The sequence below is a fragment of the Streptomyces sp. NPDC043908 genome, assembly GCF_056435525.1.
This window is the reverse complement of record NZ_JBWKEI010000003.1, coordinates 342,526-357,563: the sequence shown is the minus strand read 5'-3', so window position 1 is coordinate 357,563 and position 15,038 is coordinate 342,526. Positions and strand designations below refer to the sequence as shown.

Genomic DNA, 15,038 nt, shown 5'->3' with positions numbered 1-15,038 from the left:
ACTGTCGGGAGCAGGTCCTGCGGCGTGCCATGCTCGTTGCATGAAGGACCACGAGGAGCTGGTGGTGGCGGGGACGAGCGGCTTCGGCGCGGCGGGCAACGACCCCGTGTTCGCGCTGAGCCGCTACGCGGTTCCCGGCGCACCGGCTGCCGGAGACGACGCGGCGCCCGCCGCGCGGTTCTCCGCCGTGCAGCAGGTGCTCGACGGTCTGTCCGGTTCGGCGATCTTCCTGCTGCCGGTGTACGGGGACGACGGAGAGGTCGCCGATTTCCGGATCATGGCGGCGGCGCCCGAATCGGTCGACATCGGAGCCCGCCGCGGCAAGGAACTGGTCGGGCTGAGCATCCTGGAGACCTACCCGAGCGTGGCCGGTACCGACCTGTGGCTGGGGTACCTCCAGGCACTGCGGAGCGGCGTCCGGTACGAGGGCGACCCCTTCGAGTACGAAGAGGTCCTCGCCGGCATACCGCGCCTGTCCCGTTTCTCCGTCCGGGCGGCGGCCTGCCAGGACGGCCTGATCGTCTCCTGGATCCGTCTCGACAGCGGGGAGCGCGAGCAGCGCCGCCTCACGGTGATGCAGCGGCTGGGCCGCATGGGCTGGGCGGACTGGGACCTCTCCCAGAACGTGATCACCTGGTCCGACGAGGTCTACGCCGTGTTCGGCCGGGACCGGCCCACGGAGCCCATGACGCTGGAGGACCTGGCGGCCCAGATCGTCGCCGAGGACCGTCCGGCCCTGGCCAGGACCGTGCGGCTGCTGACGCGCAAGGGCCGGCCCGCCGACCACACCTTCCGGATCACCACTCCCGGCGGGGAGACCCGGCACGTCCGGATCGTCGCGGAGGCCGAGCTGGACGTGGAGGAGAACCCCGTGGAGGTCCACGGGTTCTTCCAGGACCGCACCCCCGAGAAGCGGACCCAGCAGCAGCTCCTGGAGCACCAGCAGGCCGCCCTGGCCCAGCAGAGCCTCCTGACCGCCGAGCGCGACCTCGCGGGGCGCCTCCAGCACGCCCTGCTGCCCCTGCCGCAGCAGTCCCTGCGCCTGGCGGGGCTCACGGTGGAAGTGGCGTACCAGCCCCTCCAGGAAGGGCTCAATGTCGGAGGCGACTGGTACAGCGCCATCGAGCTGCCCGACGGGAGCGCCCTGCTGGTCATCGGTGACGTCGCCGGCCATGGGCTGGACGCGGTGGCCACCATGGCCCAGCTGCGCTTCACCGCCAAGGGCATGGCGATCACCGGTATGCCCCTGGCGGCGATCCTCACCCGGCTCAACACGCTGCTGCTGCACACGTCCGAGCGGAACTTCGGCACGGCCACCATGATCATGGCCCACTTCGATCCCGCGCTGTCGCAGCTGACCTGGGTACAGGCCGGCCATCTGCCGCCCCTGCTGCTGCGCGAGGGGCGGGCGAGCTATCTGCCCGCCCCCCACGGCATCCTCCTGGGCGCGACGGCCACGCCCCGTTACGAGGCGTCCACCCTGCGTCTGTTCCCCGGCGACCATCTGCTGCTGTACACCGACGGCCTGGTCGAGAAGCCGGGCGAGGACCTCGCCGAGGGGCTGGCCCGGCTGGTGCGCGCCGCGGCGGCGGGCAGCGGCAGCCCTCGCGTCCTGGACGGCATCCTGGACACCCTCGTCACTCCCGAGGGCCGCCGCGACGACATCTGCGCCCTGCACATCGCGCTGTGAGGGGCCCGCCTCACGGCGGCCCCGGGGCGCGTGGACCGGTCAGATCCTGCGGGCGCCGTAGAAGCTGCCGAGGTAGCTCATCTTCTCGTAACGGACGAAGGCTCCGGGCTTGGGGGCGTGCAGCACCATGCCGTTGCCCGCGTAGATGCCGACGTGCAGGAGGTTGTTGAAGAAGACCAGGTCGCCGGGGGCGAGCTGGCTGAAGGCGACCGGGCTGCCGTCGTTGATCTGCGTGTACGTGACGCGCGATATGTGGACGTTCACCTGGGCGAAGGCCCACTGGGTCAGACCCGAGCAGTCGTAGGAGTCGGGGCCTTCGTGGCCCGACTGGTACGGCTTGCCGATCTGTGTCGCGGCGGCCTGGAGGGCGGCGTAACCGCGTCCGGAACCCGGCTTCTCCTGGCCCAGGTCCACGCGTGCGCCCGCGTCACGGCTGGCGCGGTTCTCGTCCTGCTGGATCCTGGCGCGCTCGGCGGTGGTCAGGGTGTTGAGGAGCTTCTGCGCCTCGGCGAGCTTGCCCTGGAAGGACTGCTTCTTCTCACTGGCCGTCTTGCGGACGTCCGCGAGGGCGGCGAGCTTGCGCGTGGCCTCCGCGCGCTTCTGCGCCAGGGCCCGCTGCTTGGACTGGATGGTCTGGAGGGCCTCGGCCTGCCTGCCGCCCAACTGGTCGATCGCGGAGGCCTTGTCGAGGTAGCTGTCCGGGTCGGCGGAGAGGAAGAGGGCGACGGAGGGGTCGATGCCGCCGGTACGGTACTGGGCGCTGGCGAGCGAACCGATGCCGTTGCGCAGGACGTTGAGCTCGGCCTGGCCGCGGGCCACCTGGTCCTGGAGGGCCGTCACCTCCTTCTGGAGGGCGGTCTGCTTCTCGTTGGCCCCGTTGTACTCCTCGGTGGCCTTCTCCGCCTGGTGGTAGAGCTCGTCGACCTTCGACTTCACCTCGTCCTTGCTCGGCTTGGCCGGCGCGGCGTCGGCGGTCTGGGAGCTGAGCGCGACGGCCGCGGCGGCGGTCGCGGTGAGCACGCTGACGCGGGCGCGGCTCGGATTCCTGGGACGGCGGTGGGACCCCACGGTAGGCAGCTCCTTCTTCCTCAGAGCCGCCGAACTGCGCAGACATGGCGGCCGCTTCGCCGGCACCCCGATTGGGTGAACGATCGCGCGAAGGTTCGAGACATGACCCTAGTGACCGAGTTGTGATCTGTTCAAATCCTCGTGTGCAAAATCTGGATCACCGGGCACATTTTTCCCACATTTCACACACCCGCTACGAGCCGTGGCGTGGCCCCTCGCTCAAGGGCCGGGCGGACGAGGCGCGTTGAGAACCGCCTCCGGGATCCGTACCCGAACCGAGTTTTTGCCGAGACTTCCGGCCGGCGTCCGTAGGATGCGGCCAGATCTTCTCGATCGACGGACACTCGGACACTCAGACGGGGGAAAGCGTGTCGTTCGAACAGGAGTGGACGCAGCTGAAGAACACCGCTGCGCGGAAGCAGGACGCCTCGCGGACGCGGCTCGACCACGTCCCCGACGACGAAGGCCGGGGAACCGGCTCGCCCCAGGGCGACCTCGTGGTGAGCCGGCACGACCTGGCGGCCGTCGGCGACGAGGCGTTCAAGCTCTACCAACGGCTCGACACCGACGGCGACCACGCCAAGCAGAGCACCACCGCCGCCGCGGCCGCGATGAAGGCCGACTTCGCGCTCGGAGCCGCTCTGGCCACCGTCGCCGAACACTGGAACAACCAGGTCGACAGCCTGCTCCAGGCCTGCGCCCACATCTCCAACCACCTCGACTACACCCAGAACGCGCACGCGGGCGACGAGTACCACATCGTCACCAGTCTCAGCGCGCTGGACCTCGACCGTGCCTTCGGGGAAGGGAAGCAGGGCTGATGGAACTCGACGCTCTTCGATTCGGGAACCTCACCCCCCTCGGCACGGCCGTCTCCGACTGGACGGCGATGATCAGCAAACTGGAGTCGCTGCGGACGGACGCCCACGACCAGCTGGACGGCAGGTCCCAGAAGGCCGACTGGGCGGGGGTGAACGCCACGGTCACCCGGCAGTTCATCACCCGGACCGCCAAGGAGTTCGGGGACGCCGTCACCGAGGCGACCTCCATCCGCAACATCCTCCAGGACACGTACAACGAACTCCTCGACTGGCAGCAGAAGCTCAACGAGGCCGTCGAGCACGGGCTCAAGAACAACCTGACCGTGGTGGGGACCGGCAACGGCGGGTTCACCGTCACCATGAACATCCACCCGGACCGCGCCGCCAAGGGCACCACCGTGCCCGGGCACTCCGTGGCCGACATGGAGAACCTCCGCGACGAGGTCCAGCGCATCCTCAGCAAGGCCACCGAGAGCGACAACAGCGCCGCGCAGGTCCTGACCGCCCTCATGGGCCAGACACCGCTCGGCTTCTCCGACGCCTCCTACGGCGACCGGGACACGGCGGCGAAGGCGCTCAAGGACGCCGAGAACCTGGCGACCCTCGTCAAGAACAAGGGGGACGACATGACCCCCGCGGAGTTCGACGACCTCACCCGGCAGCTCGGCGCGTACAAGGACGACCCGCTGTTCCAGGAGAAGTTCGCCACCACCCTCGGCCCGCGCGGCGTCCTCGACTTCTGGGCGGACCTCTCCGACCCGTCCGACGGGGGCGCACTCCAGCGCGCCCGCCTCGACCACCTGGGCGACCTCCAGACGAACCTCGGCCTCACCCTGGCCGGAGCCACCCGGACCGACAGCCCCGCGATGCGCCAGTGGGAGCAGGACATGATCGGTCTGGGCGGCCGGCAGATCACGACGCGCGGCACCCGGGTGTACGGCTTCCAGCTGATGAGCAATCTGATGCGGAGCGGCGACTACGCGGACACCTTCCTCACCACCTACGGCAACGCCCTCGTCTCCACCGAGAAGAAGATGAAGCTGCCCGACCACTACTGGAACGGGGCCACGGGCGGTCCCGTGATGCCGAAGACGAACTTCCTGGGGGACGAGTTCGGGCGCGACCCCATGACCGGCTTCATGACCGCCCTGTCCAGGTCCCCGGGCGCGGCGACCCAGTTCTTCACCGCGACCGTCCCGCAGGACAACGCCGAGTACGTCCTCAACGGCCGCCACGCCTTCGACGACACACCGCTCGACCACGGTGACGCCAACCGGTCCAGGGACGCCACCGGCAAGGCCCTGATCGCGGCGGCGACCGGAGTCGACCCGAACGACCCGAACGCCCGGCCGGTGGACCACACCCCCGAGCACCGCCAGGTCCTCGACCGGTCACTCAAGTACCTGGCGGCCGCCGGTGACGACTTCGCGCCCGAGTTCCGCGACGACATGGCGATCGTCCTCGGCAACCACGCCGACGAGGTCCACTACTCGATGAGCGCGCTCGCCAACGACCCCGGCGACCCCAAACTGCTCGACCGCGGTCAGCTCCTGGAGGTCACCAAGCAGATCTCGCGCAGCCAGGACTCGTACGGGAAGCTCAACGACTTCATGAACCAGGAAATGGTGCGGGACATCTACACCGACCACCCCAAGGACCCGCACGAGACGCTCCAGCGGGCGGGCCAGACCACCGGCTTCCTGGAGGAGGCCCGCTACCAGGCGCTCAAGACCGACAAGCACGACCCGTCCTGGGACGCCAAGTGGATGTACCACGGCTTCGGCGCGGCGGTGAACTTCATCCCCGGCGTCGGCGACATCGCCCAGCGCGGCGTCGACGCGCTGACCTACCAGTGGCAGCTCGACGAGCAGGCCCGTATCAACCACGAGATCCAGCGGCAGAACGGCCAGGTGTTCACCGGCCGGGAGGGCCAGCTCAAGGCCCTGGCCGAGCAGTGGGACAGGGTCAACCCCGACAGCGGCAAGAACGCGTACACGCTGACCAGTGAGGCCGGCACCGCCGCGCTCAACGGCAACGCGGCGGCCCAGGGCCTGGCGGGCGACCAGTGACCCGTACGCGCCGCGCCCTGTCCCTCGCCGGCGCGCTCTGTGCCTCGCTCTGCGTCCTCGCCGGCTGCTCCTCCTCCGACGGCTACACCACGCCGGACGCCCTCTGCGGTGTGCCGGTGGGGTCGGGGCCGTTGGCCGCGCTCCTGCCGGACGGGCGGAAGCTGGAGCAGTCGCCGAAGCACATCGACGCGGCGACCTCCGTCTGCTCCCTCAGCGTGGACGGGAAGCCCGCGCTGTACCTCACGGACGACGTGACCGACACCGGGGTGGACCCGGCCGCCGTGCAGCACGACGTCCTGCTGCGGATGGGCAACCCGCGGAAGGTCTCCGTGGGGGACGACGCCCGGGTGGCGGACAGGGGCGGGATCGCGGTCGGCGTCTGCGCCCAGCAGGGCAGACGGCAGAAGTTCGTGACCCTCGTCGACCTCACCTCGGAGCATGTGGTGCCGAAGCGGACCGCCGACCGCCGCAAGGCGCTGGAGGAGTTTCTGCGCGCGTATCTGCCGAAGGCCATGGAGGCGAAGGGCTGCCGAAGGTGAGGAACGGGCCGCGTCCCGGAACCGGTCGGGACTAGATCTCGACGTACGCGACGACCACCACGGTCTTGAGGGCGGTCACGTAGTACAGGACGCGCACGGCTTCGACCTCGTCGACGTACTGCCGCAGTCGGGGACCGGCGCTGCCGCCCGGGAGCGGCTCGCCGAGGTCGGGGTCGACGGAGATGACGACCAGGGCACGGTCGAGGGCATGCACCTCGGCCTCGCTGGTGGTGTTCTCCACCTGCTTGGCGGCGGCGTCGGAGAAGGCGATCCGGGCGCGGCGCGGGCCGTGGCGCGGCGCCATCAGGCGGAGCCCGGACGCTGGGCGGCGAGGCGGGTCAGGAGCGCCTCGCGCAGCTCCTCCCAGGGGGTGCAGCCCTCGACCGGCGGCAGCCCGTTCTCCGCGATGTCCTCCAGGACGGCGGCGAGCTGATCGGCGGTGGCGCGGGCCTTGGCCGCGTACGCGCGCACCGCGTCGGCGGCCGCGGGCTCCAACTGCTGCCGTGCGGCGGTACCGGGGGCCGACTGTTCGCTCATCAAGGGCTCCAGAGGCGCGGAACGGGCCGTTCTCACGCACCACGGTAGCGCCGGAGGCGGGGGATCCGGGTCCGCTCCGGTGAAGCGGCGCCGAGGGCTTGTGGGACCGCGAAGGCAGGCGGCATGCTACCGATTTCGTTCGAGGTTCAACCGAGGGGGGCACATGAAGGTTGACGAGATGGTCACCAAGCTCCGGCTGAGAGCCCGTCAGCAGCGTTCGTCCGGACGCACCGTCTACTCGGTGGCGGTTCCCGTGGAGCCCGACGTGATGACCAGCCCGTCCGAGGGCTGGGTGCTGGACTCGGTCTCGCAGGCGATCCAGGCCGTCGAGGAGGAGGGCTGGCAGCTGGACCGCGTGAGTGCCTACGCCTGGTCCGTCCGCGAGTTCCCGAGCGAGAGGGTCCTGCTGGTGTTCCGGCGGTGACGCCCGGGGGCTGCGCCGCTCGGGCGAGGAGGGGGGCGTGCGGCGCGCAGCGCGTCGGGAGGGCTGAGGCCCATGGGGCTGGTGGGCACAGGCGTACGACACAATTCCTTCGTGGAGTCCCTGGAGATCCTGGCCGGACTGGATGCGGCGGTGACGGAACTGGCCACGCCGACGCGGGTGTACGTGGCGGCCGGACGGTTCACCGAGCCGAGCCCCGACCTGCCGGAGTTGGCGCACCGGATCCGGGCGCTGCTGGCAACGGTCGCGGCCGACGAGGCGTGGCGGCGCTTCCTGCCCCGGTACGCCCCGCCGTCCGCGGCGGAGATCTGCGCCTGTCTGGAGCCCGTGGAGACGCACGAGGCCGCCGCGTTCCTGGCCCGGCTCGCGGCCGTCGACCTGGTGTGGCCCGACCACCGGCACCTGCCCGTCGGCGCTGCCGAGCGCGCGGCGGACCGGGTGGTGTCCCTGCTGGGCCGCGACGGCAGTTGGTGGACGAACCATGACGCCGCATGCGGCGCGGTGAACGGCCTCACCCCACTGTTCGATAGCCTGCTCGCCGGGACGGACGGCGAGCACTTCGCGCTGGCCCTCCAGATCGCCGACGACTGAACGAACAGGCCCGGCCCGGTGGGAGCGGTCGCCGGTCCGGTGCACTCCCCTGCCGTCTACGCGACCGCTCGGGAAACCGCCTTCGCCGCTTCCGCGATCAGCCTGTTGTCGTAGTCGGCGTCCTTGGCAGCGCGGTTCGACACGATCGCCATGACGATGGGCGCGCTGTCGGGGGGCCACACCACCGCGATGTCGTTGCGGATGCCGTAGACACCGCCCGCACCGGTCTTGTCCCCGACCGCCCAGCCCTTGGGGACTCCGGCGCGGATGAGCTCGCCCCCGGTGGTGTTGGTCCGCAGCCACCGCGTCAACTGGGCGCGCTCGGCCGTACGGAGACGGTCGCCGAGGACGAAGGCGCGCAGGTCCTGGGCGAGGGCGCGGGGCGTCGTCGTGTCCCGTACCGCGCCCGGGGTCCACTGGTTCAGGTCCGGCTCTCGGCGTTCGACGCGGGTCACCGTGTCCCCCGCCTCCCGCAGGGCACGCTCCAGGCCCTGGGGTCCGCCGAGCGCGTCGAAGAGGAGGTTCCCGGCCGTGTTGTCGCTGTAGCGGACAGCGGCGTCGCACAGTTCGCCCAGCGTCATCCCGGTGTCCACGTGCTTCTCGGTGACGGGCGAGTTGGCCACCAGGTCGTCCTTGGAGTACCTGATCACCTTGTTCATACCGTCGAGGGAGTACTTCCGCAGGACGACGCCGGCGGCGAGGGCCTTGAACGTGGAGGCGTAGGCGAACCGTTCGCCGTCGCGGTACGAGACCTCGCGTCCGTCGCCGGTGTTCACCGCGTACACGCCCAGCCGGGCTCCGTACTTGCGCTCCAGGGCCGTGAACTCGGCCAGGGGCGGCTTCGCGCTGGTCTGCGGCCGTGGGGCCGCGGTGGAAAGCGTCGAAGGCGGCGACGTTTTGCCGTCGGCCTGGGCGCAGGCCACCAGGGGCAGGGTGGCGAGCAGGGCGAACCCGCCCAGGGCGGCGCGTCGTGCGCGTGAGTACTGCATGCTCCAACCTCCAAGTGCCGGGAAAAACCGTGCGCGTCAGGAACGACGGGCACATGCGGCGATCCTCCCCGGGCCGCCCGGCCGTGCTTGGTTGCGGCACGGGGTGGGAGCGGTGGCAAAGGTCACTTCTGGCGCCCGGCGCCTTGCGCCCCCCTACCGAGGAGGGAGCGCGAGTCCCTGGATCAGCCGGTCTCTCCCGGCCGTCGCACGGTCCGGCCAGTGTGGTCACCGTCGCCGAGAGACGGCGTCACGTGAGTGAGTGGGAGGGGCGGGCGCCGGCCCACCGGAGCCAAGGCCCGGTGACGCCCCGTCGCCTCCCACGCACCACCTCACAGGAGGAGAAGAAGAATGCCCAGGATTTCCGCCGAGGACAAGAACCTCACCGTCCTCAACATCTTCACCACCGACGCCCCGGAGAAGCAGGAGGGTCTGCTCGGCGCGATGCGCGAGATCGTCGACGCCGCGGCCTACCCGGGCTGGATGTCCTCCACCGTGCACGCCGGTGTGGACAAGCCGGGCACGGCCAACTTCATCCAGTGGCGCAGCTGCGCCGACCTGGAGGACCGTTACAACGCCGAGGAGTTCGAGCACCGTACGCTCCCGCTCTTCGGCGAGCTGACCACCTCGATCCGCCTCCTCCAGAACGAGATCGTCCACTCCCGGTCCGCGTCCGGTGATCGGGTCGACATCTCCCCCGCACGCGGCGACTACACCGTCATCGCGGTGTTCGGCGTGGCGGAGAAGAACCAGGACGCCCTGGTGGACGCGCTCGGCCCGTCGATGGACTTCCTCGGGGACGTTCCCGGTTTCGTGTCGCACACCGTCCTCAAGGGCATCGCCGCCCGCGGCTTCGAGGGCTCCTTCGTGGTCTCCTACTCGCAGTGGGAGACCAAGGAGGCCTGGGACGCCTACCAGGCCGTCCCGCAGGACGACAAGCCCGCCGCCCGCCAGGAAGCCGAGCAGCGCACGGCCTCGCTCCTGACGTCGGTGGACTCCAACACCTACCGGGTCGTCCACACCCGCGCCGCAGGCCAGTGACGAGGCGGCGGACAGCGCCCGCGCCCGGGTAACCGCGGACAGGCCGGGGCGTACGCGTCGGACCAGCACCGCACACGCCCGGTTCCCCCACAGGAGCCGGGCGTCGCGTGTTCCGCGCTTCTCCGCTGTCGCCTCTCTCCCCGTACGGCCGTGGTGGTATGGGGCAGGCCGAGATCGGCGGCGCTGGCCGCCGCAGCGACTCCGCGTGGCGCAGCCGCACCGATGCTCCGGTACACGGGCCGGACGCGGGGCGATGGCCCGGCACGCCCCCGCGATGAGGCTAGGCGCTGACCACATCCCGTACCGCCGCGAGGAACTCCTCCGTCCGCGGGTGCGTCGGGTGGGACGGGCGGGCGAGGTAGACCGTGGTGGGGGGCGCGTCGGCGAGCGCTACGAAACGCACCCCGGGGTGGCCGTAGCTCTCCGCCGTGCTCACCGCCCCCACGCCGAACGCGCCGCCGGTGGCGATGAGGTTGAGCCACTCGTCGACGTTCTGCACCTCGACCGTACGGTGCGGGCGCTGGTCCGGGGGCCACAGATCCACCGAGCCGGTGCCGGCGTCCGGCCACAGGGCCAGCGGGAGGGGCGGGCCGGAGGTGAGCTCCGCCAGCCGCACCCGGTCGCGGCCCGCGAGCGGGTGGTCGTCGGGCACGGCGGCGACCCGGTCCTCGGTGTAGAGGGCTTCGGTACGGATACGGGGGTCGGCGGGGACGGTCCGCAGCACCGCCACGTCCGTGTCACCCGTGGCCAGACCCGCCGTGCTGTTGTCCTGACGGACCACTTCGAGGGGCGCGTGCGGGTGCCCCTGTCGCCACGTCCGCAGCAGCGGTACGGTCTGCTGCCCGAGGACCGCGCAGGTGTAGCCCAGGCGCAGCGGCCGGTCCACGGCCCGGGTGTCGGCCAGGGCCGCGTCGACGTGCGCGAGGATGGCGCGCCCGTGCCCGAGGAGGGTCGCGCCCGCCTCGGTGAGGTCCAGGTGCCGGGAGGAGCGGTCGACCAGGCTGACTCCCACGCGCGCCTCCAGCTGGGCGAGCGTGCGGGAGAGCGCGGGCTGCGTCATGTGCAGCCGGGCGGCCGCGGCGGTGACCGTACCCGCCTCCGCGATGGCGGCGAGGGCTCTGAGGTGCCGCAGTTCCACGTCCATGCCTGTAGAGCATAGTCCCTGCCCAGATGGCATTTCCGGACGGCGACCGCGACCCGTAGCGTCGGGGGCGCCGGGTGATCGCCCGGCTTCCCTCCCGGGGTCCTTCCCCGGGGCCGCCCGGTACTTCCCGGGCGTTCGTTTTCAGGCATGGACGGTGAGTTGTGAGGATTCTTCTGGTCGGCGCGGCCGGCACGCTGGGCTCCGCGGTACACAAGGCGCTCGCGGAGCGCGGCCACGAGGTGATCGGCGTCGGCCGTACGGGCGGGGACCTGGTCGCCGACGTCACCGACCCGCAGGCCGTGGCCCGGCTGTACGAGCAGGCCGGGCCGCTGGACGCGGTGGCCGTCGCGGCGGGCGACGCCGTGTTCAAGCCGCTGGCCGAGCTGAGCGCCGACGACTTCGCGGCGACGCTGCGCGGCAAGACGCTCAGCCAGATCGAGCTCGTGCGTCAGGGCGTCCGGCACGTGGCTCCGACCGGGTCGTTCTCGCTGATCAGCGGCATCCTCACGGAGCAGCCGATCGTCGCGGGAGCGGCGGCGTCCACCGCCAACGGCGCGGTCGAGGCGTTCGTACGCGCCGCCGCGATCGAGCTCGCGCCGCAGCGGATCAACGCGGTCAGCCCGACGGTGGTCGAGGAGTCCCTGCCCGCCTACGGACCGTTCTTCGCGGGGATGGAGGCCGTTCCCGCGGCGCGCGCCGCCACGGCCTACGTCCGCTCCATCGAAGGGGCGCAGACGGGACAGATATACCGCGTGCACTAGGGGGCCGGCGGCGGACGAAGGTCGGCTCCGGACGGCCGGCGGCTGCTCCAGGCGGGCGACGGCTGCTCCGGGCGGCAGACGGCTGCTCCGGGCGGCAGACGGCTGCTCCGGGCGGCCCTTCGCGGGGCCGCCTGCCGCAGGCCGGTCGGCGCCACCTTCGGGCCTCTCCTGTGCGGGCCCCGGACCGGCGGCCCCCGGGGTCCGGCCCTCCGCACCGCCTCCGCTCGTGCGCCGGAGCCGGCGCACTCAGTGTCCCGGCACGGCCTGCCCGCCCGCCGGTGTGCCGTCGCTCCACAGGCGCGGGCCCCCGTGGTCGCGCAGGCGGCGCAGGAAGGACAGGACGCCCGCGCTGCCCGTGGCCCACCCCGGCCCCGTCGCGGCCAGGGTGTTGTCGGGGAAGAGCGGGCGGCGAGGACTGCCGCCACTGCGGCACAGGATCAGGGCCAGCACCTCCTCGGCGGCCTGGTGCAGCGCGTCGTCGCCGGTGGCGGCCGCGGCGTCGATGAGCAGTTCGCCGACGCCCGCCAGTCCGCAGCACTGCGACACCGGGCTCATCCGGGGCGCCAGCTCGCGGCACGCCCAGGCGCACCGCACCCCCAGGTCGGTCAGGTGCGGGTCGTGCTCATGGCCTCCCGCCTCGATCAGCAGGGTGCCGATCCCGGCGAGTCCACGGCACCAGGAACCGTAGCGCCGGTGCGCCTCGGGGCGGCCCGCCAACTCCAGCAAGTACGGTGTCTCAGCTGCCAGTTCGGCCAGCCCCGCGCGGGCGGCCGCGCCGGTGTCCGGGTCGCCGGTGAAGCGGTGGTAGGCGTGCAGGAAGTGCAGGACGCCCGCTCGGCCGTGGGCGAAGCCGAAGGGGAAGGCCGCCTCGGACGCCGCCGCCGAACGCTGCGGTCGCGGTCGCTCCCGTCCGGCCTCCGCGGCGAGCAGGGCGAGGGCGCACTCCCCCGCCGCGGCCAGGTGTGCGTCGGCCTCCTCGATACGCCCCGCCGCGTACGCACGCCGTGCCAGCACCAGCAGCCCCGTCCCCGCGCCCGCCGCGCCACCGATCTGATCGCCGGAATCGTCGTACGGGCGGGAGTCGGCCGGGTCGCCCAACGCCCCTTCCCTGCCCGTAAATTGGGCGGCGGCGTCCAGGAACAGGTCAACGCCAGTACGGCCGGTGTGCAGGGCGGTGGTCAGCGTGGGCAGGGCGGTGTGGCGGGCGGTGCGCCGGGCGAGGCCCTCCACGGCCTCGACGACGCCAGGCCGCTCCCGGTGGTGCAGCAGTTCCAGACCGACGCCTGCCGCGCCGTCGTACAGGGTGAGTCCGAAATGCAGCTGCCCGGAGCGGGGCTGCCGCCCTGCGGGCAGTTCGGCGGCGGCACTCACGCAGACCGCGACGGTGTGCGCGATGAGGTCGTCCAGGAGGCCGTGGGTGATCCTGGGTGGTGAGGGGAGGTGCTGCCCGGTGGCCACGGGGGGCCGCTGCCCGCGCCAGTGGTGTGCGCCGGCCACACGGCGTACCGGGTCGGGATCGAGGAGTCCGGCGACGCGTTCGCGGACCGGCCGGTGCGGCGCTCCCGGCAGCACGGCGGCCAGACAGGCGAGGGTGCGGTCCCGGTTCACGTTGTCGTCGCGGTCGACGATCACCGGGTCCATGCCGGTCAGGGCGAAGTACAGGGTCGCGCCGAGCGCGTACAGGTCGTCGGCGGGGCCGGGCGGCTCACCCGCGCGGTACACCGGCATCGAGTAGCCCGGCGTGGCACCGGCGGGCCGGTCGCCGTGGAGGGCGCTGACGCCGAAGTCCACGAGGTACGCGGTGCCGTCCTCGGCGAGCACCACGTTGGACGGTTTGAGGTCGCCCACCACGACACCCCGGGCGTGCACCGCTTCGAGCACGGCCAGAAGACGACGTGCAAGCACGGATATCTCGCGGCCGGGTGCGGGAGCGCCGACCGCTCGATGGCCGACGGGGCCGGCGGGTCCGACGGCGGACGCGTACGGCCCGTGGCCGAGCACATCGCGGCGGAGGTCGTGGGGCCCGCAGTCGGTGATGACCAGGTACTCGTCATCGCCGTGGCGAAGGTGGTCGCGCACCAAGGGTACGCCCTCGACGCCCGCCAGCGCTGCCAGGACGGTGTGTTCGTGCCGCAGGCGACCGCGGGCGTCCACACCGTCCGGTCCCTCACCGACGTGGGCCCTGGCCTGCTTGACGATGACGCGCTCGCCGGACGCGTCGTCCACGGCGCGGTAGACGTCCCCGTGAGGGGAGCGGGCGACACCCGTGGTGAGCCGGTACCGTCCGCCGATCAAGGGGGCGGGACGGGCCGGGGGCGGTGGGGCGGTCCGGAACGGGTCGGTGGCCCAGGGGGGTTGGCGGTACCGGGTGCCCGCGCGCCCCCGGAAGCGCTCCCCGTCGGGGCCCGTCATGACGAGTGCGGCGTCGTCGGTGCCCGTGGCCCGGAACGGTCCGTAACGGTAGTAGACGGGGGCGTCGGAGCGGATCTGCCGGTCGCTGAGCACCCGTGGCCCTGTGCGGCCGGCCAGGAGCTCGGCCAGTTCACGGCCGAGCGCCGCCGCGTCCCGGGGTCGCGGATAGACGGTAACGGCCTTCCCGACGAGCGCGGCATCGAGGGCTCCGCTGTTCATGAGGCCCAGGGTCGCCGCGTCGCGGGCGAATTTCGCGTCGCACGGGTAACGCAGCAGCACGGGGACGATCAGATCCGCGACCTGGGACAGGTCCTCCGCTCGGGCGGAAATATGCAACTTCCAGCCATGGGCCGGGAGTTCGGCCGCCCGGGAGCGGGGTGCGAACAGGTACAGCCACTGATCGTCGGCGACGAGTCGCCGCTCACCACCGGCCAGCAGCTTCCCGAGGTGCTCATCGAGGCTCTGCTCGGGGGCCGGCCCACCGGACCCCGGCGCCGGGGTCGCCTGCCCGCGCGCCACCCCCTCGGGCCCCGGGCCGTGTGCGCCGGTGGCGGCCGCCCCGGACCCGTCCTCACCGGCCCAGGCCGGTCCGGCCGCCACCGCGCTCCTCGCCTAGTCGCAGGCGAAGCGGGTCGTCGCCGTCACCCAGGGGTCCGCCAGACACGCCTGGAGACCGCGGGAGGGATCCGTCTGCTCCTCGAAGGTGATCTCTTCTTCCTCCACAGCCACGTCGAGCGGGCCGGCGTCGCGGATTTCCAGTGCCACAGGGCTCATGACGATCCTTTCTGTGCACAAAAAGGGAAGGTTCGGTGGAGAGATTGTCAAGCGCATGCCAGTTTCACCGAAGTCGAACGGCGGGGCAAGAGGACGGACTTGAAAGGACGTGAGAGGTACAGCAATCGGACGCCCCACCCGGCGGGAGACGGCGGAGTCCGGC

The 15,038-nt window shown here is 72.0% G+C and carries 15 protein-coding genes; 8 read left to right on the top strand and 7 right to left on the bottom strand.

What is annotated here, in order from left to right:
- Positions 1 to 40 precede the first annotated feature (40 nt).
- Positions 41 to 1,690, top strand: coding sequence for a PP2C family protein-serine/threonine phosphatase (locus tag AC069K_RS09670; RefSeq protein ID WP_478614010.1), 1,650 nt, complete (start codon positions 41 to 43; stop codon positions 1,688 to 1,690).
- A gap of 39 nt (positions 1,691 to 1,729) precedes the next feature.
- On the opposite strand, the gene AC069K_RS09665 is transcribed toward AC069K_RS09670, so the two are convergent.
- Entirely contained in the window at positions 1,730 to 2,758 is a 1,029-nt protein-coding gene (locus tag AC069K_RS09665) for a C40 family peptidase (RefSeq protein WP_365102137.1), read from the bottom strand.
- Positions 2,759 to 3,126: 368 nt separating this feature from the next.
- On the opposite strand from AC069K_RS09665, the gene AC069K_RS09660 reads away from it, so the two are divergent.
- From AC069K_RS09660 to AC069K_RS09650, 3 genes are read left to right on the top strand one after another with little or no spacing between them, the layout of a single operon-like run.
- Positions 3,127 to 3,579, top strand: a complete 453-nt coding sequence (locus AC069K_RS09660) for a hypothetical protein (protein WP_365102140.1) — start codon at positions 3,127 to 3,129, stop codon at positions 3,577 to 3,579.
- Positions 3,579 to 5,648, top strand: a complete 2,070-nt coding sequence (locus AC069K_RS09655; RefSeq protein WP_478614005.1) for a hypothetical protein — start codon at positions 3,579 to 3,581, stop codon at positions 5,646 to 5,648. Before AC069K_RS09660 ends, AC069K_RS09655 begins: the two co-directional genes overlap by 1 nt.
- The gene (locus AC069K_RS09650; RefSeq protein WP_478614002.1) at positions 5,645 to 6,187 is read left to right on the top strand and encodes a hypothetical protein; all 543 of its coding nucleotides are present in this window, start codon (positions 5,645 to 5,647) and stop codon (positions 6,185 to 6,187) included. The genes AC069K_RS09655 and AC069K_RS09650 overlap by 4 nt, the downstream gene beginning before the upstream one ends.
- Positions 6,188 to 6,218: 31 nt before the next feature.
- Here AC069K_RS09650 and AC069K_RS09645 read toward each other — a convergent pair whose 3' ends face one another.
- Together AC069K_RS09645 and AC069K_RS09640 are read right to left on the bottom strand one after the other, a co-directional pair.
- Positions 6,219 to 6,491: a hypothetical protein gene (locus AC069K_RS09645; protein WP_365102149.1), complete on the bottom strand. Its 273-nt coding sequence runs from the start codon at positions 6,489 to 6,491 to the stop codon at positions 6,219 to 6,221.
- Positions 6,491 to 6,724: a hypothetical protein gene (locus tag AC069K_RS09640; protein ID WP_358831563.1), complete on the bottom strand. Its 234-nt coding sequence runs from the start codon at positions 6,722 to 6,724 to the stop codon at positions 6,491 to 6,493. The genes AC069K_RS09645 and AC069K_RS09640 overlap by 1 nt, the downstream gene beginning before the upstream one ends.
- 163 nt (positions 6,725 to 6,887) lie before the next feature.
- Between AC069K_RS09640 and AC069K_RS09635 the strand changes: the two genes are divergently transcribed.
- Positions 6,888 to 7,148 (top strand): hypothetical protein, encoded by a 261-nt coding sequence (locus AC069K_RS09635; RefSeq protein WP_358831562.1) that lies wholly within the window; start codon positions 6,888 to 6,890, stop codon positions 7,146 to 7,148.
- 111 nt (positions 7,149 to 7,259) lie between these two features.
- Positions 7,260 to 7,757 (top strand): hypothetical protein, encoded by a 498-nt coding sequence (locus AC069K_RS09630; RefSeq protein ID WP_478613997.1) that lies wholly within the window; start codon positions 7,260 to 7,262, stop codon positions 7,755 to 7,757.
- A 56-nt stretch (positions 7,758 to 7,813) separates the two neighbouring features.
- On the opposite strand, the gene bla is transcribed toward AC069K_RS09630, so the two are convergent.
- Positions 7,814 to 8,746: a class A beta-lactamase gene (gene bla, locus AC069K_RS09625; protein WP_478613994.1), complete on the bottom strand. Its 933-nt coding sequence runs from the start codon at positions 8,744 to 8,746 to the stop codon at positions 7,814 to 7,816.
- 348 nt (positions 8,747 to 9,094) lie between these two features.
- Between bla and AC069K_RS09620 the strand changes: the two genes are divergently transcribed.
- A complete protein-coding gene (locus AC069K_RS09620; protein WP_478613991.1) occupies positions 9,095 to 9,784 on the top strand; it encodes an antibiotic biosynthesis monooxygenase family protein in 690 nt (229 codons plus the stop codon).
- Positions 9,785 to 10,064: 280 nt separating this feature from the next.
- Here AC069K_RS09620 and AC069K_RS09615 read toward each other — a convergent pair whose 3' ends face one another.
- Positions 10,065 to 10,928 (bottom strand): LysR family transcriptional regulator, encoded by an 864-nt coding sequence (locus tag AC069K_RS09615; RefSeq protein WP_365102162.1) that lies wholly within the window; start codon positions 10,926 to 10,928, stop codon positions 10,065 to 10,067.
- 161 nt (positions 10,929 to 11,089) lie between these two features.
- Here AC069K_RS09615 and AC069K_RS09610 point away from each other — a divergent pair, with 161 nt between their 5' ends.
- Complete coding sequence (locus tag AC069K_RS09610; protein ID WP_358831558.1) at positions 11,090 to 11,689, top strand: short chain dehydrogenase; 600 nt, start codon at positions 11,090 to 11,092, stop codon at positions 11,687 to 11,689.
- A 246-nt stretch (positions 11,690 to 11,935) separates the two neighbouring features.
- Here the strand turns inward: AC069K_RS09610 and lanL are convergent, their stop codons facing one another.
- Entirely contained in the window at positions 11,936 to 14,701 is a 2,766-nt protein-coding gene (lanL, locus tag AC069K_RS09605; protein ID WP_478613987.1) for a class IV lanthionine synthetase LanL, read from the bottom strand.
- 12 nt (positions 14,702 to 14,713) lie between these two features.
- Positions 14,714 to 14,875 carry an SflA family class IV lanthipeptide gene (locus tag AC069K_RS09600; RefSeq protein ID WP_358830830.1) on the bottom strand — a complete coding sequence of 54 codons (162 nt, stop codon included), beginning with the start codon at positions 14,873 to 14,875 and terminating at the stop codon, positions 14,714 to 14,716.
- Between the last annotated feature and the right edge of the window lie 163 nt (positions 14,876 to 15,038).